Source organism: Paenibacillus oleatilyticus, assembly GCF_018998565.1.
In the GTDB taxonomy this organism is placed as follows: Bacteria; Bacillota; Bacilli; order Paenibacillales; family NBRC-103111; genus Paenibacillus_G; species Paenibacillus_G oleatilyticus.
This window is the reverse complement of record NZ_JAHNZO010000006.1, coordinates 227,776-248,517: the sequence shown is the minus strand read 5'-3', so window position 1 is coordinate 248,517 and position 20,742 is coordinate 227,776. Positions and strand designations below refer to the sequence as shown.

19 protein-coding genes are annotated in these 20,742 nt (G+C 35.4%); all 19 read right to left on the bottom strand.

Going from position 1 to position 20,742, the window contains the following annotated elements:
- Positions 1 to 645, bottom strand: coding sequence for a phage tail family protein (locus KQX66_RS10800; protein WP_216792455.1), 645 nt, complete (start codon positions 643 to 645; stop codon positions 1 to 3).
- Between the two features lie 8 nt (positions 646 to 653).
- On the bottom strand, positions 654 to 1,289 hold the full coding sequence (locus tag KQX66_RS10795) for a hypothetical protein (RefSeq protein WP_216792454.1): 636 nt from the start codon (positions 1,287 to 1,289) through the stop codon (positions 654 to 656).
- Positions 1,290 to 1,307: 18 nt separating this feature from the next.
- Entirely contained in the window at positions 1,308 to 1,892 is a 585-nt protein-coding gene (locus KQX66_RS10790) for a phage tail domain-containing protein (protein WP_216792453.1), read from the bottom strand.
- Positions 1,893 to 1,894: 2 nt separating this feature from the next.
- Complete coding sequence (locus KQX66_RS10785) at positions 1,895 to 8,560, bottom strand: phage tail tape measure protein (RefSeq protein ID WP_216792452.1); 6,666 nt, start codon at positions 8,558 to 8,560, stop codon at positions 1,895 to 1,897.
- A 299-nt stretch (positions 8,561 to 8,859) separates the two neighbouring features.
- Positions 8,860 to 9,024 (bottom strand): hypothetical protein, encoded by a 165-nt coding sequence (locus KQX66_RS10780; protein WP_216792451.1) that lies wholly within the window; start codon positions 9,022 to 9,024, stop codon positions 8,860 to 8,862.
- A gap of 22 nt (positions 9,025 to 9,046) precedes the next feature.
- On the bottom strand, positions 9,047 to 10,033 hold the full coding sequence (locus tag KQX66_RS10775) for a tyrosine-type recombinase/integrase (RefSeq protein WP_253957056.1): 987 nt from the start codon (positions 10,031 to 10,033) through the stop codon (positions 9,047 to 9,049).
- A 12-nt stretch (positions 10,034 to 10,045) separates the two neighbouring features.
- Positions 10,046 to 10,477, bottom strand: coding sequence for a YomN family phage-derived protein (locus KQX66_RS10770; RefSeq protein WP_216792450.1), 432 nt, complete (start codon positions 10,475 to 10,477; stop codon positions 10,046 to 10,048).
- On the bottom strand, positions 10,461 to 10,934 hold the full coding sequence (locus KQX66_RS10765) for a YomO family phage-derived protein (protein WP_216792449.1): 474 nt from the start codon (positions 10,932 to 10,934) through the stop codon (positions 10,461 to 10,463). The genes KQX66_RS10770 and KQX66_RS10765 overlap by 17 nt, the downstream gene beginning before the upstream one ends.
- 112 nt (positions 10,935 to 11,046) lie before the next feature.
- Positions 11,047 to 11,823 (bottom strand): YomU family phage tail tube protein, encoded by a 777-nt coding sequence (locus KQX66_RS10760; protein ID WP_216792448.1) that lies wholly within the window; start codon positions 11,821 to 11,823, stop codon positions 11,047 to 11,049.
- 22 nt (positions 11,824 to 11,845) lie between these two features.
- Entirely contained in the window at positions 11,846 to 12,562 is a 717-nt protein-coding gene (locus tag KQX66_RS10755) for a hypothetical protein (RefSeq protein WP_216792447.1), read from the bottom strand.
- 9 nt (positions 12,563 to 12,571) lie between these two features.
- Positions 12,572 to 13,048 (bottom strand): YomW family phage-derived protein, encoded by a 477-nt coding sequence (locus tag KQX66_RS10750; RefSeq protein ID WP_216792446.1) that lies wholly within the window; start codon positions 13,046 to 13,048, stop codon positions 12,572 to 12,574.
- Positions 13,049 to 13,059: 11 nt separating this feature from the next.
- The gene (locus KQX66_RS10745; RefSeq protein WP_216792445.1) at positions 13,060 to 13,569 is read right to left on the bottom strand and encodes a hypothetical protein; all 510 of its coding nucleotides are present in this window, start codon (positions 13,567 to 13,569) and stop codon (positions 13,060 to 13,062) included.
- Positions 13,570 to 13,581: 12 nt separating this feature from the next.
- A complete protein-coding gene (locus tag KQX66_RS10740) occupies positions 13,582 to 14,799 on the bottom strand; it encodes an Ig-like domain-containing protein (RefSeq protein ID WP_216792444.1) in 1,218 nt (405 codons plus the stop codon).
- Between the two features lie 4 nt (positions 14,800 to 14,803).
- Positions 14,804 to 15,244, bottom strand: coding sequence for a hypothetical protein (locus KQX66_RS10735; protein WP_216792443.1), 441 nt, complete (start codon positions 15,242 to 15,244; stop codon positions 14,804 to 14,806).
- 18 nt (positions 15,245 to 15,262) lie between these two features.
- Entirely contained in the window at positions 15,263 to 15,913 is a 651-nt protein-coding gene (locus tag KQX66_RS10730) for a hypothetical protein (RefSeq protein WP_216792442.1), read from the bottom strand.
- A gap of 75 nt (positions 15,914 to 15,988) precedes the next feature.
- Positions 15,989 to 17,095, bottom strand: coding sequence for a YonB family capsid-like protein (locus KQX66_RS10725; RefSeq protein WP_216792441.1), 1,107 nt, complete (start codon positions 17,093 to 17,095; stop codon positions 15,989 to 15,991).
- Positions 17,096 to 17,125: 30 nt separating this feature from the next.
- On the bottom strand, positions 17,126 to 17,638 hold the full coding sequence (locus tag KQX66_RS10720; protein ID WP_216792440.1) for a hypothetical protein: 513 nt from the start codon (positions 17,636 to 17,638) through the stop codon (positions 17,126 to 17,128).
- 24 nt (positions 17,639 to 17,662) lie between these two features.
- The gene (locus KQX66_RS10715; protein ID WP_216792439.1) at positions 17,663 to 19,180 is read right to left on the bottom strand and encodes a hypothetical protein; all 1,518 of its coding nucleotides are present in this window, start codon (positions 19,178 to 19,180) and stop codon (positions 17,663 to 17,665) included.
- Between the two features lie 11 nt (positions 19,181 to 19,191).
- Positions 19,192 to 20,736: a hypothetical protein gene (locus tag KQX66_RS10710; protein WP_216792438.1), complete on the bottom strand. Its 1,545-nt coding sequence runs from the start codon at positions 20,734 to 20,736 to the stop codon at positions 19,192 to 19,194.
- Positions 20,737 to 20,742: the final 6 nt, after the last annotated feature.

The following is a 20,742-nucleotide window of genomic DNA, read 5'->3' as shown; positions in this document are numbered from 1 at the left end:
TTAACCTTGCTTTAGTTTGTTCCTATAACGAAACTGTATCTTTGCTTTCCCGACAACCCTAAGAACATTGTCTCCAACGGGTAGTTCTAGATAATTGTCATTAAAATTTGAATAGCGATATGTTGCAGCGAGGGAAGTATCAATCTGTTCTCTTTCGCCATTTACATAAAGCGTTTCTTGATCAATTAGGTTAACAAATTTGAACTCGCTGTTGCCATTCGATGTATTGATTATTGAGAAATCCCCGTTACCAACTTTTATAATCCAAACTTCTGGTCTAACTTTTACATCACCTACATTTCTGAAATGAATTACAGGTTCAAAGAAAAACACTACCTCGTTAAGCATTGGAGTAAGATTACTTACTTCTGTTTCAAGGAATGATCTGTACTGTAATAAAGCTAATTTTATTGATGTATTTGAACTGATATCTGGAATCGAACCACCATTTGTACAAGACTTCCAATCTGTCCATGTGAGTCCATTATCAAATGTTAATCTTGTTTCAATTTTTATTTTTGTTCCTGATGGTTCTACAGAATTCCATTCGATCCTTGTCAAAGCACCATCGCCATCAAGTTGAATAGGGATGATGAGAGAGGTACGGTATCCATTTAAATTAGAAAGGGAAAGCCATGTACTCATCAGTCCACCTACTCAATCTTTCCAAACGGTCTGAAGAGTGCAGAGGTTCCTTTTTCGATCCATTTGACGATACGATAACCCGTCCATACGACCATACCATCTGAAACTGTACCTCCGTCCACAGTTGACCATACTGGCTCTGTTGCTCCCGAAACACCTGATACGGTACAAATGTAGAAACGATTATTATCCACCGATGGAAATACCACTTCATTTAGTTTGTATGAGTGGGTGGGGGTCCATTTAGTAGCCCCTTGTGTATCATTTATTGCCCCTCCTGCTGTCGTTGGGAAAGATGGTTCATTAGGGCCACTCCTGCCTGTTTGTACGCACTCGTAATAATGTCCATTATCATTTATAGGAACAATTTTATCGCCCATATTATACTGAAATAGTGGATTCCACTTAGGACAAGCTTGACCTTCTCTAACATTTACCCATCCAACGTATTGACCTGATTGTGGATTGCTATTCCAGACCTTTTTATTTACTTTCCAATATCTAGTTGTTGGTATTTGTGTCTCTGTGGTATCAGAAGAATTATCAAGTTTTTGAAAGTTTGATGCCAAGTCCTGAATTGTTTGTTGGATTTCATCAGACAATGCGGGGAGGACTAATTGTAACTTTTCTGTTGAAGTTGACATGTCATATCACTCCTTTCCTCATAAATCATTCCATTTTGCCGAAGGTGATAAATTAACCCATTTGGTTTTGTTCTCATTCAAAATGAGTTGACCAGAGTTATTCACTTTCACTCCAATCAACTCACCTGAACTAAAATTATTATCTGTAGTTGTTTTAGGGACTTCATCCCAATCATATATTTTGCTTATTTTATATGGAGAATAGCTGTATGGACTGTCGCATCTCCATTTCGTCTGAACATACCCTTGCTTCAATCCATTATGAAACAACTGAGAATCCGAGACCATCATGCAATAAAATATCCGCTCTGGATTGTCACTTGTGTAAAAAGGTTTATACTGGTCTTGGTCCAGCCATTTCGCAACTTCTCGGATCAAGTGTTCGTCATAATAATCTAAAAAAGCAAAAGTTAAAGTAAATTCAAGAGGCGATCTCCTCACCTCTTGAAAATAAGGTTTGTCTTTACCGCGAATCGTGATTTCTTTAATTTCTCTTTGAGCTACAAACGGCTCTTCAAAAAAACCTGAGTCAATCTTACAATTGATCAAACCCATGTCTACTGAGTAAATGTCATCATAGTAAAAATCAATTCCTTCCTTCATAATTAGGCCTTCCCTCTATTTTTCATATCTTTAAATACTTCTGAAACAAAATCATGAGCGCCTTTCTTATCACCTATTACCTTATCAATGTTAAAATGATAAGTATGATAGGTGTTTCCTGTTGCTGCAAGATTAGGAGAAAGTGATAAGTTTGAGAAATCAGGTAACTTGATTTTACTAATAAGATTTCCAATGATATCAATAGGATTATTTTTAATTACAAGTTCACCCTGTTTTAGAATTGATAGTTGTTCATCAGATCCCAGATTGAGTAGTTTATGCAGTTTTTCCATTAATGGAGTGCCTTTACCTCCAACAATTCCACCATCATGATAAAGGGGAATGTTGTTTTTAAACCAAGTCCCATTTTTATAAATTGCGCCGATACTGCTACCTCTTTTTTGGTTATCTTCTTCAAGTATCTTCTTATCTCGATCATTTAAAGCAGTTTTCCAAGCATCGCTGTTAATCTTCATCATTCGAATTTGTTCTTTTTCTTGGTCATTTTGTGGTATGTAAAATGTCTCATATAATTGCTTGCCATCTTTAACCCAATCACCTGAATCATTTTTGCCCGCACCAATAGAAGAACCCAATTTATTATTCTCTTGCTCCAACCTTTTCTGATCATCTGGAGTAGCGCTATACCATTGCTGACTATTCTTTTGCATTTGGGCTATAATGTCACTCACGTTACCAAGCTGAGTTGCAAGATTACCGAATTTCAAGTTATCCAGTTCCCTAAACTTCGAGATTAACTCATCCATCTTGGTGATCATCTTATCTTGCAAATCGTTTGCCATTTGTTGAAATTGAGAAGCTACTACTGGTGTAATCTCCTGAAGTTTTGTTGAGACTTTTCCAATCTTATCGATTAGGGTATTGGATAATCCATTTCCGATTGTTTCAGAGTTCTTTATCACAAAGTCTCGGAAACCATTCAAGTCAGACATTGCTTTAGAGATATTACCTTTACGAATATCTTCTCGAATTTTCTCAAATCGAGTTTCATCTTGAATTAAATCATTGTAGTGTTTCTCTGTAGCCTCTTTAACTTTATCTAAGCGTTCTTTCTCGTTTTCGTAAGCTTTATCTTCAACTTTCTTTTGCTCATCAACACTTTTTTTCTTTTCATCTAATTGATCTTGTAGTGTTTTCTTGGTAGTCTCTCGAATATTCTTCTTTTGGAAATCATCGATCTCATCGTTTTTCTCCTGAAGTTGTTTCAGTAACTCGGCAGTTTTTGCTTTTCCTTCAAGAGAAGTGTCCATTTTACGAGTATCAATTTGCTTTTGTATCTCATCGCGTTCTTTAGTCAACTTAATAAGCTGTTTTTGATAATCTTCTTCATTCGCTTGTTCGTCTAATGCTTTCAACTTTGCTTGAACCAGATCTTCGTACTTCTTCATCTCTTCATCAAGTAAATCCACTTTTCTCTTATGGGACTTCTCAAGCGATTTTAATTCATCATCAATAGCCTTTAAAGCAACCTCTTTTTGTTTCTCATACATTTCCTTATAGATTTCTATTACATCATTTGCAATAGTATTGAGTTGCTCTTTTAGAGATTGATTAGCTGATTTAATTGACGAAGCAATGCTTATTTGTGCTAAAACAGATTGTTTTAGTTGCTGATTTAGATTGTTCCATTGCTCTTGTGTAAGTCCAACAGTGTCCATCTGTTTACGGATAACATTTTCATGTGCTTCTTCAGCTGCGAGTTTGTCTTGAAGCAGTTTAATTTGTTTCTGCAACTCGTCGGAGTAAGCTTTAGTACCTTCTTTAAGTAAACCCAAACGATCTTTAGAAATTTGTAATTGATCATCATATTTTTTTACAGATTCAGCAGATGTGTTTATAGTACTTGTGATAATCTTAAAAGCATTGTCTTGGATCACCTTCTGATAGTCCCACCAAGAGTTTGATAGAGACTTAATCATTTCATTCTCATAGACAATTTGCTCTGCTGACAATTTTCCAGAAGCGACTCTGGCTCTGCTTTCTTCAGCGGTTTGATGTTCTACATTTTGCTTCTCTTTATTAAGTTGTATAAGTCTTTCAAGCTCATCTCGATATTGAGAAGACGATTCTGGAAGTGTTTCAAGCGTCCTTTGTATTTCTTTAAGTTGATCATCAAGACCTGCAATTCGAATGTCATGAGCTTCTTTTCTGAGTTTGTTTAAGGATTCGCGAGAAGAATCAATTGCTGTGTTCATCTCATTGATCCTATTTACATTCTCAGTCCAACCTTGCTTATAGACTTGAATTACACCGAACAATTTTTCAATTGACTTTTTTTGTTTCTCAATTTTATCAAGCTCTTTATTTCTATCTTCAACAGACATAGATGCGTTGTCATGTATTTGCTTGGAACGTTCTACAAACGCACCTAGAAATTTTTTATAAGCTTCAGAAGCGTCTCCACTAGAATTAAACCAAGTGTCAAAATACTCTCTGACATACTTTTTGGCTTCCTCTACATCATCAGGAAGTGCAAAATCTGGATTTGAGCGTTTGATATCGCTGAGGATGTCTTTATTATTAATAGCGTTCATTCTCGCCACGTCGGCTTTTCCAGTTATGCCTGTATTAGCAGTATTTAAATCTTCAAGTGCTTTGAGCTGATTATTTATTAATTCATTGGTTTTCTGAATCGCACTGTTATAGTCTTTCTGCTTCTCAATGATGTCAATTTGCTTTTTTTCAAGATCAATAACTTTCTTGCGAGCTTCGTATGTTTCATTCAAACTATTAACTATTTCTTTTTCTAACTCAATATAATCTAGAGCATCTTTAAGTGTTGCTTCTTTTTTCTCTTTCTTTTCTTTTCTGTCACCCACACCAAAGTTGGGGTCATTGATTAGTTTTTTTAAGGCTTCTATTTGTGTTTCTCTTTCAGTTAATTCCTTAATAAAGTCATTAAGCGCAGAAAGAGTATCGTCAGCTTCTTTTTCTTGTTTCTTCGCAAAGAAGTTCGGTAAGCCTATTTTAGCCCCAAGATCATTATTCTGCTCACCGAAGTACTTTTTCATCTCGATTTGACCAATTTTTGCTTTAGCTTGCTCAACCGTTCTGATGTTAGACAATTCAATGCCATATGCTTTCATACGCGCCAGAGAATTGGATAGTGTAACCTGAGTCATATTTTTCTCTGCCTCAAGATCACTTATATATTTATCTACTTTTGCTTTACGTAATTTTTCAAGTGCAGCTTCTTCAAGGGTATAACCATTAGTTGTTTGTTTTATTGCAGAGGCCAACTCAGGATACTTTATAATCAAATCTGCAATAGCATCAGAAGATAATGTTTGACCTTTTCGGACATCACTTAAAGCCAAATTAAGTGGTTTAAGTTCCTTTTCTGCTTTCTCAACTTCACTTGCCAATCGAGAAGTGGTATTTGCTAAGTTCCCTATTGGAGCAGAAGCATTATTCGCGTTATTGAATAATACCACAAACTGGTCAGCGAACTCTTTTAATCCACTCTTAGCTGCTTCAGTTAATTTTGGAGTGGTTTTGATAGTGTCTTCTATAGTACGCTTAATATTATCTGATGCCTGCTTTAGTTTTGCATCCATTTCTTCAGTTGGGTTTTTTGAAAATTCATCTTTTAATTTTTCGTATTTTACAATTAACTCATCAAATGAATTATCTTTTGCCATTTCTCGAATGATGTTAAACTGTTCCTGTATCGATACGTTAGAAATGGAGAGGGATTTTATAATTTCTGTTGTAAAGAGTCTTCCCTTATCACTAATTGTTTTTCCACTTTTAGAAAGTTGAGAATTAAACTCGTTGGTAACAACTGTTACGATATCCTGAGTTGATTTTACAAGTTCGTCATTTGCTGTTTTTAGGGCTTCGCGAAAGTATCCTAAGTCAGCATTGTAGCTTTGGACAAGTCTTTTAAGATACTCTTTGTCGTCTGTTGTTTGTCCATTGAGCAGTTTTACAGATCCACCATTAGCAATAGCATTTTGCATATTATCCAAAGTTGTCTGTAGTTCAGTAACTTTTTTAGTATAGTCCTCAACCTTTTTTATCTGTTCATCAATGGATTCTCTCTCAGATTGATTTTTGCCTATAACCTTATTCCTTAGAATCTCATCCTCAAGTTCTTTTTGCTTAGAAAGTGCTTCGATTCTTCTGTTAATGGCTTCAATACTGTTTGAATATGCTTCACCTTGCGAATTTATACCAGTTATTGAAACGCCGTAAGTTTGAACAAGCTCTTTTTCAATCTTATTCAAACGCCCAATATCTTCAGTTGTTTTATCTGTTTTGCTTTTCAAAGATTGGTATTCTTCGGCTAACTTTTTAAGAGCATCTTTTTTTTCAGAAATACTCTTTACGTTTTCTCTATAGGTTTCAGACAGTTTATCTGACTCTGCTGTAGCAGTTTTTTCAGCGGAGAAAAATTCAGTTAAAGCCCATGTTAATCCAGCAATTATGGCAGTTGATGCGACTAATGGAGTAAGTGACATTGCCAGTGAAAGACCTCTAGTTGCAATAGTTGTAGCATTGATCGAAGCCGTAAGTGTTGAAAAACTAGTTACTGATGTTATTATTTTATGTGTTAGTCCTAAAAATGTGGTCAATGCTGTTTTATTAAAAACAAATAATGCTGCTGTGCCCAAGCCTACCACAGTAGGTATCAATCCAAAATTCTTAATCACAACATCTATTGCACTAAGCAGTTTAGTGAGAATACTCAAAGTGGTATTTATTGTATCGCTTTTAAATGCGTTGGACCACAGACCTTGCATTACACCTTTGAGTTTATCAATATGTGCTTGAGTACCTTCAAGATAAATATTATATTTTTGCTGAGTAGTCCCTGCCGATTCTAACGCTTGCTGATACAATTGAACAGATTTGTCGTAAGAGTCCATAAGGGTAAGGAATCGCGATTGTTGGTAAGCACCAGCAACTGTGGTTGCAATATACCTTTTAGTTCTATCATCGAGAGTATTCCACTTAGCACCCAATTCATCAAGGACAGTTGCAAAGTTTCGGAACTGTTTATTTGAGTCGATCAGTTGGATGTTTGCAGCGGCCAACGATTTAGCAATTTGGTTAACATCCGTTCCATCTTCTGCGTCATATCCTCTTTCTTTAACACTGCCAATTCTTGAGAAGATACTTTTTACAGCCGAACCAATTGTTTCAGGCGCTTCACGGGTCTGGGCTGAGATGGTAGCAATATAAGAAGCTACTTTTTCAAATGGAACTTTTAAACTTTCTGCCGTTCCTCCGACCTTTTGAAAGGCCACTCCTATTTCTGAGGCGCTTGTCGCCGTAGCGTCTCCAAGGTAGGTAAACACATCTGCAACCTTTGTGATGTCTTGATGCATTGAGTTTGAAGCAGCAGTAAGCAATTCAGCAGATTGTGTAAACTCTAAGCCTGAGATTTTAGCATATTGAGTTGTAAGTTTAAGTCTATTTAAGACTTGTTCGTCACCAAGACCCTGTCTATAGAACTCAAGAGCTGCCGCACTTACATCCTTAGTAGTAGCACTAATTTCTTGGCCTAATTGCTGAAATTGTTTGCCTAGTGAAGCGAGCTTCTCTTGATTGTAATTTACTGCTGTTCCAATTTGCGTTAAATTTGCATTTAATTCATTTACATATTTTATTCCTTCAGTAAAGAAGTGAATTGATTGCATAAACACAGTTCCAGAGATGAGCCACACAGGGAACTTCTGAAAAGCTGTACTTAAAGCTTCACCAAAATTCAATGAATGCGCGCTGGCAATTTTAGCTTCAGCACCAATTTGCTTAATTTTGTTAGGTATTTCAACTAACTTTTTATCAAAATCTGCATTCCCAATGTCAAGATTCTTAAGTTCTGCTCTTAGCCCATTTAAAGCATCGACATCTATTTTGCTCCCGTATCGACGTTGTAGATCAGTTATTTTAGCAATATAGTTTGCTCTAAAGTTTTCGAGATTTCGTAATTTCCGTTCTGCTTCTTCTCGATCCATATCCATATTTTTTTGGATCGATTTTTGCTGTGATTCTGCGGTTTTTCTTTGTTCTTCTCGAACACGCAATTCTGACTTCTCTCTGAAGTCTGCCATCTGATTAATTAAATTTAACTCATCTTCGCGTTGTTTCTTATAATTCGTAGTTGTCGATAAGCTTTTTAGTGTCTCTCCATCAGGCTCTATACGTTTGGTGGTAACCGAATAACCTTCTGAAGATTTGATGGTATATCCAATTGGTTTATTGGATCTATTTTTACTAATAGTGATTGAATCCAATTCCGATTTATTCAGTTTATCAATACTCTCAGAAAGCTTTAAAGCTGCTTGACTTTCATCAACCATTGCTTTTTTGTTTTCATCATGAATCGTTTTGGTTCGCTGAATGATTTCACCATTCTTTAAAACCTTTTGTGTAACTTGTTGAACAGTTCCATCAAGTCTTTTGAATATCTCAGTGTTTTCAGAAATAACTTTGTTCTGATCTTGTGAAACTTGCTTCATTTTGTTTAGCGCTTCAGTTAATTCATTGATTGTTCTTGCGAACTTTTGGTCGATATCAACATTTAGTTTTAACTTTTGCAATGCTGGATCGTTTTGTATTTTTTTGATTGCTTCATTTAAGTCAATGACCGAGCGTTTCTCGTTCAATGTTGCCGATACTAGTATCCTTAAGTCAGACATTTGAACCTCTCCTTTTCAGAAAAATAAAAAAGGAGAGGCATTAAGCCTTCTCCCGATGAAACTCATATTTTATTCTGTTTCTCATTAATAAAATAAACTGCACCTAAATAAGATGCAGTCTGATTTATCAAAGAGTCCTATGTAAATTTGGTATGTAATTCAATAGTTCTTCGTAGTTTAAAGCCTTTGTATTGTAAGCGACATCGATTCCTCTGAATCCACATAAAACACAACTCCAAGGGTGCCTAAGTGGGGAAGAGGAGAGGATATAAGATGCATACTGTTTATGGTGCTTGCAATTAAGATGTTCCTTTTGTTTCATTTTCTTCTGGTAATAGTGGATTGTTCAGAATGGACACAATATCATTAATTGCTTGAATCTCATGGAAACCTTTAATTTCCGCTCGATTCAAGAATGTAAGGAGGTTGCGAATCTGATTATCACTAAATTCGTACTTTGCCATGAAATCATCCTTTCATTTGGAATTAGAACAGATCGTCAACTCCATCTTCGCCTTCTTTAACTACATAAATTTTAGTTGTTTCGCTACTCTGGTGACCTAATAAATTTTTTACTTTTTCAATATCTTTTCCTTCATGCGCAACCAGATTAGTTGCTCGACTTGATCTGAGTTGATGTGGGTGAACACGTCTTCCCATAATTTCACTGAATGTATTTGTACACCAATCATTAAATGCAGAAGGAGAGAGAGGATACAACTTTCCTGTCTTTGTCTTTTTCACAAACACATAAGGACAATCATCATCTCCGCGAATTTCTAGCCATTTTTTGATTGCATCCTTAGAGATATCGCCAAACATTAATTTTCTGATTTTTCCATTTTTTCCTCTACCCTTCGCGCGTATATTATGTGTCAAATAATGATTCTTCTCTTCACCTGTTTTCTGATCTTTGACGTAAGAATAGTTAACTACTTCTTTTAAAAGTTGAGCTGTTTCACCTCTGCGGCATCCAGAATCGTAACTAAACTGAATATAAGCGATCATTTGCCATTCTTCACGCTTCTCCAATTCAGAATTTAGATAATTCAACTCATCTGGTGTTAATGGTTTTTTTTCATGACGCAAAGCTTTGGGGGGATTAGGGATTTTCTTATTGTAAATATTTCTGAATAGTGGGTACTCATCAGAGTAGTATACTTCTAAGTATCCACATAAAGAAGAAACCGCAGACCTCTTCAATTTAACAGCATTTGAAGAAAGATCACGGCTCAATAAAAAGTTCTGATATTGTAAAGCATGCTTTGGTTTTAATTCATACAAAGGCAGGTTTTTGCACTTTTCAAATACAAAACGAAAGAATATTTTTAATGCAGACTCATATTGTCTTAAAGTTTGAGGGGAGAGATGTTGTTGTTGTAAAAACTCCTCTAGTATTTCCTTATTAAACTCATGAAACTTTTCATACTCTTCTTTTGTTACTTCTGGTAATTTATCTGCTATTTCACTCATCGATACACCTTCCTATACAATTTCAATCCCTCGCTTTTTCATTCCATTTTTAAAAGATGAGATATGTTTTCCGTTGTGCTTCAAAAAATTAATTGAGTCTTCATAAAAGTTCCTTTCAAAAGGTTGAGCACGATATATTGCGGAATTTACCCAGCTAAAACCTATCCCTTCAGCAACAATTCGTGCCACATCTCTATCCCCATCATGTCTCGTATTGATAATTCGAATTGTATTATTATCAATTACTGTTACTTCCATATTTTTTATGTCTGAAAGCTCATGAGTTCTAACATAACTTTCAGGAGTATACTGTTCATATGTTACATCTTCAATAACTTCATGCATTTGTTGCTTTATGGTTGTAGCAACTTCATCCTGAAGGACTTTTGAAGATTGAGAATTAATATGTTTGAATAAATCAGCAAGATTATTGAACGTCGGCATCCTTCTCACCTTCAACTTTTGCTTTTTCAGTTTCGATTTCAATGATTTCCTTAGTCATCAAGATAGCTTTATTTAGTTCTTCATACATAATTTCAAGTTGTTCTTTTTCAAATGCGTTCATAATTTTTTCTAGATACTCACCATCTGTAAGAAGGGTTAACATATTTATTAGTCCTTCATAATCTTCTGCATCAGTTTCAATGGAAGTGAAGTGCTTAACAATTAAAGCATTACTTATAATAAGACCTACCCCTCCATCCATTTTTTTCTTTTCGACTAATGCATTATGTAGTACATCTAACATCTCAGCCACAACAAGATTTCTCTTAGAAGGGCGGAATACAACATCAACATCTACTTTCACATCATCAAAATTTACTCGCTTTTTATCTTTGTACTTCGCTGCATCCTGTTTCTTAACTAGACTCATAGACAGGTTCTTTACTGTTTTACTCATTCAATAACACTCCCTTTAAAAATATGTTTTATTCTCATATTCAAAAGCCCTCACATTATCAAGAGCTTCTCAAGATGAGAGGCAGAATTTTAAGTCTGCCTTTCATAATTTATTAATCTTCGTAGATCACCATATCATAAAGCGTATCGACACCATTTACTTTTACAGGGAACACGTCAAATTTCAAACTCAAAGAGCTTGGATCACCTGTAGGAGAGTTACTAATAGTGAAGTTAGGTTGCAGTTTTGCTTTGTAATACTTCAATTGTGCAGATACCACATCGCCAGAAATTTCATCGGGATAAATAGTATTACCTGCCATAAATACATAAGGAGGGAACCCTTTGGATGTGAAAGAAAGTTTTTTAGAGTCAGTTGCTTGCCATCTATAGTACACTTCAACTTCACTTCCAATCGCAACAGTTGCAGATGCAGCGAGGGTTACTTCGCTATTGCTAATCGACTCCACCTGTTGACTATCACCAAGAATGCCATTAATAAATGCAAATACTGCAACATCAGCCGTTGTCCCTATTGGTGTCTTTTTTAGTTTCACTACTTTTTTACCTGTTCCACCATCTTCGACAGAAAGAACTTCGCGCTGAAAAATTTCACTTTTACCAGAAATGATATCCTCACCCGCTAGTAATGCCAAATGTTGCATAGTGAAAATTTGAGTTTCAACAGTTACGGTTGTTTGTTTGTCCCCATTCCATGAGATCCTGCGTGGATTTCCGGCACCACCTCTTGCATATACAGTTTCGGCTGTATTCTCTGTTTGGGTGGAAGTAGCATAATCCATTGTCATATATGGTTTTTTCGTAACATAATTAAATATTTGCAAGTCCATAATCTCTCTAGAGCCATAACGTCCTAGTTGAAGAACCATTTAATTATTCCTCCTTAAATAATCATAATTTACTTTTTGTAATCCATTCGGGTAATTTATCTTCACTACTTAAGTGACCATTAGCCCAAACATTTAATAACCTTTTATGTTGTTCTTTTATATTCAATCTTTCAAAGTGCTCATAAACTTGATAAACAGTAAGTTTACCAATATTAAATACATCTATCCCGTTCCCATCGGCATTACAAAGTATTGAGAGCATGTCCTTCAGTTCGAGAGAATCGGCATCATTCTTCACATTTTTACTTTTAAGTTGCATTAACTTTTCATACATTTTCTTAGCTTTCTCATTCTTAAACTTTATGGTTTTGTTCTCGTCAATAGCCATTCCATTTAGTCTCTTAAGCATCTCAGAAACTTCTAGATAATTTCCTTTGTTGACAAATGTTAAATTTTCAACCATGTATGAAGATGAGGTTAAGTCATACTTTACGTCGGCTTTCGTAAAAAATGAGAATGCTTTCTCTGTTTCATGCACAACAGCAGGAATGGAAGTTAGAATATCAAATGTATCCTCATTTTCGATTAATGAGTAATTTTCATTACTAATTCCAAACAAAGTCTTCAATATTACTTCTTTATTGAACGACGCTAAAGTGATATATATGTTATAAACAACTTCGCCGATCTCAGCAATTCCATCGATGGTAGGAGAATAGATATTGACGTTATTGACACATGTTGGTTTACCAAGAAATAGTCTAATTCTATCGTACATGTGAATCACCTAGTTAAAATCAACTGGTTTGTAGCAGATATAATTCCCTTGATATTTTTCATTTACCACAATCTCATCCATATCAACAAATTCAAGTTGACCGATTCCTATTCCACGTTTCTGATTAAACATTTCATCGACTTTATTCAGAATAAAATCAATGCGTGTACAACCATAATCTGTTTTAAATAAGTCTCGATGTGTGAAAATATTCAAGTAAATTAGACCTTTTTTGAAACTATTATTAATTAATTGGAATTTCCTAAGAGACAGTGTTATGAATGTCTTCTTAGATTCATTCACTTCAGGAATAAACCGATAAGGAAAGATATGATTATAAACTAATTCATCTGCTGGATCACTCACACTTGACCTCATAAGGAAATCAGTATCGTTGTATGATACTGCCTTACACAGCTCATCGCAATCCAATAATCGATTAATTATGGTGAACTTGTATTCACTCAATTCGTTAAATCTTGCCATATTCCGGCACCTTACGAATTGATGTAATTCTTCAGCACTCTAAATTCAATTGTTCCGTCTACATCAACATCTCTAGTGTCAACAAGCATGGAAATGAGCGTTACGATTTTATCAAGTGTTGCGGGAGAAGTGCGGTGTACCTCTTCACCAAGGCTATTCCGTGCAATCAATGTATAGTTACTGCCATCAGGACGCAAGTTACCTTGAACATATGTGACCTCTACATTCTTAAGTGCTTCAATAGCGGAGGCCTTCGTCGAATGTAATGTTTTTGCGAACGCGAGCTTAATCTTGTTGTCAGTGCCGACGGAAAAGGCATAATTGTTCCCCGTCAATGCAACATCCAAATCTGCTTCGATAATTTCACTTGCTGTGATCCCATTGAAACTATAAATATTATCAGTTCCACTACTACTTTGTTTCGCATAAGGAATTACCTTAAACACGAGATAGTTATTATTTGTTCCTGTAATAAAACTTTCTACACCAAGTTCACTAATTTTAACAACTGCTTGTCCCATTTATGCGCCTCCTTAAAATAGGGGTTTTATCTGTATTCTTATTTTATTTTTAATCAATCTGTTGTCATTTCTGACATGAAGCCATATGTACCCAATCTTTTCACCTGCTTTTATTGTGCAAGTGTTGCTTAATTGATCCTGTCCAACAATTGTAGCCAAATCGGTAGGGGAAACTCCATCATCAGAAGTCAATGAAAAGATACTTTTATCGGGAATTATTTCTCCATTTCGTCTGAACATACAAGAGTACGCTTTAGTCGATTTCACCTTCATGGAAGAATCACCAACGATTTCAACTGTGTAGTTGTGTGTGACTGTTTCAGTGATATTGATTTCAATTTGAGTCGAGACATTTTTGTATGTGACGGAAGCAATGATATGACCCTGTTTATGAGGAGTGATAAGCCCCGTTTCATTGATTGTAGCAACTGAATTATCACTTACTGAATAAGACAAAAGAGGATTGCTCACTATAATGCCACGATTTTTTACCTCTGCATTAAGTTGAAGGGTTTGCGATTCCTCAAAAGATACATAGTTTCCATTTAAAATTGTAACCGAGTATTCGGCAAAATTATTGTAATAATCAGCGATTCTAAGATCTAAGTTGTCTTTGGCTGGATTATATTCATCCTCTTCAAGTTCAAAATAAATAAGTCCTGATAAAAGTCCATCTATTGCAGTCAATTTCCATGGTCTTCCGTCAAAAATGAATCGCTGACCTTTTCTTATTCTTAAGGTATCATCATTCTTTTGAACATAAATGTATCGTCTCTCTGAGGGCATCGAGATTGTTTTGTCATCATTCACTCCAGCACCTCGATAGAAGTCAAGGCGATAAGTGAACCACAACTCCTTAACCAAACCTTCTGAATCTAACCATTTTAGAGTGGATATACATTTTTGGACCTGTCCAGATGTGTTTACATCTCCTGTTGAATCAATAATAAGAGTAAGCCAATACTCGCCTTTCCAAAGAATGTAGTCCCCAAAATCAAGAGTCTGATTGGGATGTGCTTGAATATTTTTTAATTCTTTAGTTTTTGAATCACTGACAATCCAACAATCAAGTTTTTGAGTAGAGTTCTGTGAGATGCACATAACTTGATAATAAGATGGAGAATCAAAAAACTTATCAGCTATAGCTCTTTGTGTTAAGTCAACATTATAGCTTCTTGGGGTAGGGGGAGAAACAGATAATCTAGCTTTATAAGCATCATAGAATCCCATTTATCTACCCCCGTTGTGACTCAAAGTCGTAATTATCATAAGTGTATTCAACTATTTTTCGATCAATCCGCTCAAGCAAAGAGTCACGCAGATCCATTTTGGCCTTTAAGTTGTTTGCTTCCGCATATCTTCTAAAGTCAGAATTGCTAAGTGCTAGTCGCATTTCCAATACATTATTTACTTCTTTCTCAGCCCATTCAGCTTGAAGAAGGATAGAAAGAATCTCTTCTTCTTTCTCACTTAATGTCTGATTGAAAATCATTCTTTCGTCATCGCGGTCAGCTAAATCGGTTTTACATTTTGAGAAATTGGGAATTGCGCTTTTTAAAAAGCCAAGTAAATATTTCTCATAGGCTTTTAAATCTGACGTGAATAGGGCATCCAATGTGAAGTCTTGTACTTTACCTGTGAACCTACTGAAAACATTTTGAAAGGGTGTTGACACAATATCACCCCTTTACCTTTAATCCGTGATTTGATCTTGAGCAAGCTTATAAAGATTTTTGCCACACAATTTGCTAATGTGGTCAATCTTGTTTCTGTCTGCATACTTACTATCATTCGAAATAATTCCATTAACAATAATATCTTCCACGGTCTCTTTTAAGGTGTCAGTAAGATTATTAAAAATGTCTGAGATCTTTTCATGACTAAGAGTGATTAGATTTTCAATTGTTGTCTTATTGACAAAATGCTTATAATAATCACTCAAATATAAAGCTTTTACTGCTTCTTGATCATGAATAAAGAAACATCCTTCTTCGGCTAAATTACGATGATTGCTACAAATGTATGTCAAATCTTCAAATGTTACAGGTCGTGTAATGCCAAACTTATCAAATCGAATTGGTTTATTATTAGCCCTAAGTGTCATTCCCCCCGAGTAAAGGCTTGTGATATTGATAAGTTTGTTGGGAGGAATGATAGATACATCATCATTAATTGTAAGAGAATCCTCAACTTTCATTTCTTTTTCTTGCAATTGAAGTTTTTGAGTTTCCATAAATTGTTGGAACATTTGTCTTAGTTCAGAAATTTCAGTTTTCAACATCTCATTTTCGGTCACTAAATCGGTTTGAGGTTCCTCTTTATTAGTAGTAGCCTGTCTCGCCATTAAAACATCTCCCTTTGAAATTTGAATAAATAAAAGGGGAGTGCTTAATGCAATCCCCAAAAGGCATAATCAGTTTTACACCTTCATAATGCCATGCTTCGCAGAACTAACAACAGCTACATCCCAAAGTTGTTGAACATTGTGGTCTACTGTATTATCTGCGTTAGCCCCAAATTGACTTTGATTAATAAGGACATTTCCCTCAAATCCAATTTTGACTGGACGATCCACTCCAACGCTTACAAAGTATAATGCATCGTCTTGAATAGCAAAATTGTAGTCAGGGTCATTAGGTTTGATACGTTGATCAAGTTTATACAAGTCCGCGCCCATGAAGTTTCCAAGGAATCCCATACGCGTGTATTCCTCACCAAGACCAACGCCAAATTTAACAAAATCAGCGTCCGGAATAACTTTGCTAAGCGCAATCTGAGTTCCAAATACAACTGTTCGAGCACCACGATTGCTTGCTTGTACACGTTGAGTCAATTTTACAAAAGCGTCTTTATCAAAAGCAGCTTCCTTAAATTTGGCGTTAAGGTTTGCATACGAACCATAGAATGCATTGTATACATCGGTGCTGATTGCGGTTTCGATGCTTTGAGCAATCCGAGAGATCCATTCGCCCCAATTGATTTTACCAGCCAAGATTCGATAAAAATCCTCTTGAATAGTTACTTCATGAGGAACTGGAGTAAGTGTTAAATCGGAATTATAAAGACGCTGCGGTTCTCCACGTCGAATACCTTGGGCAATTTTAGAGACAATGAACAAATCATTGTTAGGAACAGTGAATTTAAGGTTATCACCCCAGCCTACATTACGCACTTCGGCAAATTGAGCAAAATTGTCTAACACGGTGGATGGGATAATTACACTAAGGGCCTCAGAAATCAATGCAAACATCGCCCATTTTACATTAGGATTCTGCATCATTACGGAATCACTAAAGTTTGCTTGAGAAACGCCAGCACGTTTAAAGGATTCACGGACAAGGCTCTCATTGAAGATCTTTTCTTTTTCTTCATAAGTCTTACCTGTTGCAAATTCAGCATAGCGTGCATCTTTCTTAGTAAGGTGTAAATAGTGTTTATATAGGTCTACCCCTGCCTTAACTACATCTTGTTCTTCTTTAGAGAATGCCAGAAATTTTGGCGAATTAATTACATCCATTTTTGCCATTATTGATTATACCTCCAATATAATTTGTTATTAAACTGCTTTAACAACTCGCAGTTTATATGCTTCTACTCTATCCTGACCAATGCTAATGGCGGTTTTTGTAACAACTTCATATGCGACAGATGTGCCACCAGCCAGATCGGCAGCAGGGTCAAGGTTAAATGCACCATTTTTCGGAACAGCATACTTTCCAACAGTCGGTGTAGCACTGAATCCATCAATTGTAATTGTTACTTCGTCACCAATTTTTAAATGTCGAGCACGAGCAGGACGGTTTTTAGGATTAATAAATTGCCGTGGATCATGAATATCGATGCGCATGCCATTAACTTCGACAAGTACAGGGGACTCGACAATAAGAACTTCCTGTTTAGTGACATCGGTTGGCGCAGATGCGTTATAAACATTCAAGTCACCAGTTACTTGAGTACCTAGAACAACATGAGAACCATTCTGCGCATCTACGTTCAACTGAACAGATTTAAGAAAACTATCTACATTTGTGGAAGCCATCTTACCAATTTTAACAACTGCGTTAGCCATTATTTAAAACAACTCCTTATTTTATTATTGTTTATTTTTACTAAGTCTGTCCCAAACGCTAGTGGACTCCGTGCTATTGGAAACACCATTTTCGGGCGGAAGACCCATTCTATTAAATACTGTATTAGATACATCATTTCTATTGTCTACCAAGAGTTTATCGCATACATAAGATTTTATTTCCCTTTCAAAATCTTCATATTTATCAAATAAAGACTCCTTTACGCGAAGTGTTTCAATTTCTTCTTTATTTAAGTGTTTTGCATATTTTGCAAAAATAGAATCGATTTTATCCTTACGTTCTTGTGTTTCTTTCTCTTTTTTAAATTTACTCAGAGATTCAACTTCTCTTTTACTTTCAGTTAACTCATCCTTAATGGCGGAAAACTGTTCACTTAAATTAATAAATGCATCTTCTTTTTCAGACAGTTTTTGAAGAATATTTTTATTATCCTTCTTTAGTGCCTCAAAACTTTTTTTGGCTTCTTCAACTAACTTAATTGAAAAGTTATTTTCTACAACGTCTTCATCCTCAGATCCTTCCCAATCTTGAGGGACATATTTAATTCGAGTGACACTATTGAGATCAAATACTGGATTGTCTCCATTCATTGAATACGGAATCTTCACATCAATATATCCTTCTTGACGATTTACAGCATAGACAAAGTTCTCGTCATAGTCGCGCAGATAGTACTTACTAACTTCAACCTCATCTCCATACCAGTTTTCAGTTGTAAATTTGACTTCATTTAGAACTCGCGATAGTTCATCATAAAGCTGATTAGCAGTTAAGCTAAATTTGGCAGCAATCTCTTTTTTATGCTTTTCCACTACCTGAACCTCCTCATATTTATTTTTATTAATTGGTGTTTCATTACTTTCCATTGAGAAGTACTTTTTGAATTGTTCAATTCTATTATTTATTTCGCTTCTAACGCTATCATAGGTAAATTGAAGTTCTATTGTAGAATTTTTCATCGCTGGTTCTACATTAAAACCAAGTCCACACGCCCCAAAGAATTTAAATTTAGAAAAGTGGAACAGATTGTCATCGCCAAAGTCTCCTTCATAATCCTCAGAAAGTTCCATGGATTGCCCCTTTATGGAGTCTCGATTCATAATATCAATGGAGTCATCAAACTTGGTCCAAAGTAAACCATCAACAGTTAGAAAAGTTCTTGTTTGCCCATCATCACAAAGTCTATCTTCGAATTGTGCATTATTATTTTCAGGTATTACTCCAATAGCTTTACCCAAGTACTTTACTGTAGTCTCGCCATCTTTTTTTGTTAGAACTATTCTGTGGTCTGAGAAGTCTAACTGACCATTTTCCTTTTGCTCTATGTAGGCCAAAATAGGAGTATTTGCAAGAGTGGGTATCGCTTCTTCAACAACCTCTTTAGAGAAATATGAGCCATTAAAGTTTTCTCCAAGATGCATCAGCCAAATTTTCACACGCTGAAACCTAATATCAGTCTCTTCAGAGGAATATTGTTTAACTTTCTGGAATACAACGGGAATTCTTCTGTTTATCTTCAAATTATCACCTCCTAACGATTTTGGTTTGCATCAATATCTCTTGTTTGTTCTCCAGCATCAGTCAACTTATTTTGTTTTGGGCGTCCACTGTTCTCATTTCCATTTTGAGTATGAGAAGAAACAAGTGGTTTGAGTTTATCGTGTATCTTTAGAATTGATTCAAATTCTAATAGATTCACCAAGTCTCTTTGATTTAATCCAAGAGCACATGCTAAAAGAGATACAGGCATACCATATTGACTGACCTTCAAGTATTCCTCAATCTTATCCTTACGATTAAAGAATGTAATGTCTGGAAAAACAACTTTAAATCTAAACCTTCCTGTAACTCTTTTTAGCTGAATATTGAGGAACCTCTCGAATTCTCGATACATATGCAATACAAATGATTCATCTGTTTCAATTGATGCTTTAATTCCACTTCCTGTTGTGTTTTTCTCCCCAAACAGAATGGGGGAGGTACCAGCAGATTTATAGAACATTTCTTCACCAACACCCACTATACTGTTTTTACTTTGAGATTGGTCAAAGTCAACAGCTTCACTATCAAATGGAGTAACTATAGACTTTACACCTTCAGGAACAGCGGATTGAATGATACTGTTAAATTTAGCGGCAGTGTCAGCATCAATTGCAAAATTGTTCTTAGCTTGAGGACCTTTTCCATCGTTGTGCATTGGTATTTTACTTAAAAGTATTTTCCATACTTCTAACTTTGTTTTTGTTTTAAGCAATTCCTTGTATGTTGCAATTTCTGTGCTATCAATAAAGATCCCCATGAGTGGAGGGAGGATGCCTGCTCTATTTTCATCAAATTTGAAAACTGGAGCCTTTACTGGATCTAAATCTATCCAATATGGTGCGCGATTCTTATATTCCTCTTTTGATGAATATTCAGTAAAGTATTCCTTGAACTCAGGAGCATAATCATCTAAATTTACACCTGTCTGTAAAAAGTACATCATGTTAAATGAGTACTGATACCCGAAATCAGTTTTTGCAACTATTTTACACCAATCAGAGGGCATTTCTTGAAGAGATATTCTTGCTTCACTTTCACGTAAATAATAAAACTTTGCATCTTCAAGAACTAACATTCTCATGATGTTGGCTAGTGTTTCTTTTATATGAAATTTTTCAAGCCAATCAAAAGCTTTATTATAACTTTTTTTGTATGCATTAGATTTCTTATCGTCCTCATCGGCATTAGTAGGAAGTAAATAATAATCAAATGTCAGTATACTACCATAATGAAAAACTAATCGTTTGAAATGCATGATATAGTTCTCAAGGTATTGCGCCAAATCCCGAATCGCTTTTTCATTTGCTTTTGGATTAGCGACTAACTTTTCTACCTCATCACGATTAAGCTTATGAGGAGTCATGTTAATGTTCTTAAGAATTTCATTTTGAATAAAAGGACTATTATAAAACATTGAAGAACCAATTGCATTCTGAAAAGATCTAGAAAACTGCATAAAATAATCTTGCTGTTCGTTTTCTGTGTTCTGCTCCTGTTTTTTTAAATCCTTTTTTGGTGGGCGACCTCTGGGCATATCTCA

What these genes read in the sequence shown, in the direction of transcription:
- KQX66_RS10800 (WP_216792455.1), bottom strand. Translation starts at nt 645, where the DNA reads ATGAGTACATGGCTTTCCCTTTCTAATTTAAATGGATACCGTACCTCT.
- KQX66_RS10795 (WP_216792454.1), bottom strand. Translation starts at nt 1,289, where the DNA reads ATGTCAACTTCAACAGAAAAGTTACAATTAGTCCTCCCCGCATTGTCT.
- KQX66_RS10790 (WP_216792453.1), bottom strand. Translation starts at nt 1,892, where the DNA reads ATGAAGGAAGGAATTGATTTTTACTATGATGACATTTACTCAGTAGAC.
- KQX66_RS10785 (WP_216792452.1), bottom strand. Translation starts at nt 8,560, where the DNA reads ATGTCTGACTTAAGGATACTAGTATCGGCAACATTGAACGAGAAACGC.
- KQX66_RS10780 (WP_216792451.1), bottom strand. Translation starts at nt 9,024, where the DNA reads ATGGCAAAGTACGAATTTAGTGATAATCAGATTCGCAACCTCCTTACA.
- KQX66_RS10775 (WP_253957056.1), bottom strand. Translation starts at nt 10,033, where the DNA reads ATGAGTGAAATAGCAGATAAATTACCAGAAGTAACAAAAGAAGAGTAT.
- KQX66_RS10770 (WP_216792450.1), bottom strand. Translation starts at nt 10,477, where the DNA reads ATGCCGACGTTCAATAATCTTGCTGATTTATTCAAACATATTAATTCT.
- KQX66_RS10765 (WP_216792449.1), bottom strand. Translation starts at nt 10,934, where the DNA reads ATGAGTAAAACAGTAAAGAACCTGTCTATGAGTCTAGTTAAGAAACAG.
- KQX66_RS10760 (WP_216792448.1), bottom strand. Translation starts at nt 11,823, where the DNA reads ATGGTTCTTCAACTAGGACGTTATGGCTCTAGAGAGATTATGGACTTG.
- KQX66_RS10755 (WP_216792447.1), bottom strand. Translation starts at nt 12,562, where the DNA reads ATGTACGATAGAATTAGACTATTTCTTGGTAAACCAACATGTGTCAAT.
- KQX66_RS10750 (WP_216792446.1), bottom strand. Translation starts at nt 13,048, where the DNA reads ATGGCAAGATTTAACGAATTGAGTGAATACAAGTTCACCATAATTAAT.
- KQX66_RS10745 (WP_216792445.1), bottom strand. Translation starts at nt 13,569, where the DNA reads ATGGGACAAGCAGTTGTTAAAATTAGTGAACTTGGTGTAGAAAGTTTT.
- KQX66_RS10740 (WP_216792444.1), bottom strand. Translation starts at nt 14,799, where the DNA reads ATGGGATTCTATGATGCTTATAAAGCTAGATTATCTGTTTCTCCCCCT.
- KQX66_RS10730 (WP_216792442.1), bottom strand. Translation starts at nt 15,913, where the DNA reads ATGGCGAGACAGGCTACTACTAATAAAGAGGAACCTCAAACCGATTTA.
- KQX66_RS10725 (WP_216792441.1), bottom strand. Translation starts at nt 17,095, where the DNA reads ATGGCAAAAATGGATGTAATTAATTCGCCAAAATTTCTGGCATTCTCT.
- KQX66_RS10720 (WP_216792440.1), bottom strand. Translation starts at nt 17,638, where the DNA reads ATGGCTAACGCAGTTGTTAAAATTGGTAAGATGGCTTCCACAAATGTA.
- KQX66_RS10710 (WP_216792438.1), bottom strand. Translation starts at nt 20,736, where the DNA reads ATGCCCAGAGGTCGCCCACCAAAAAAGGATTTAAAAAAACAGGAGCAG.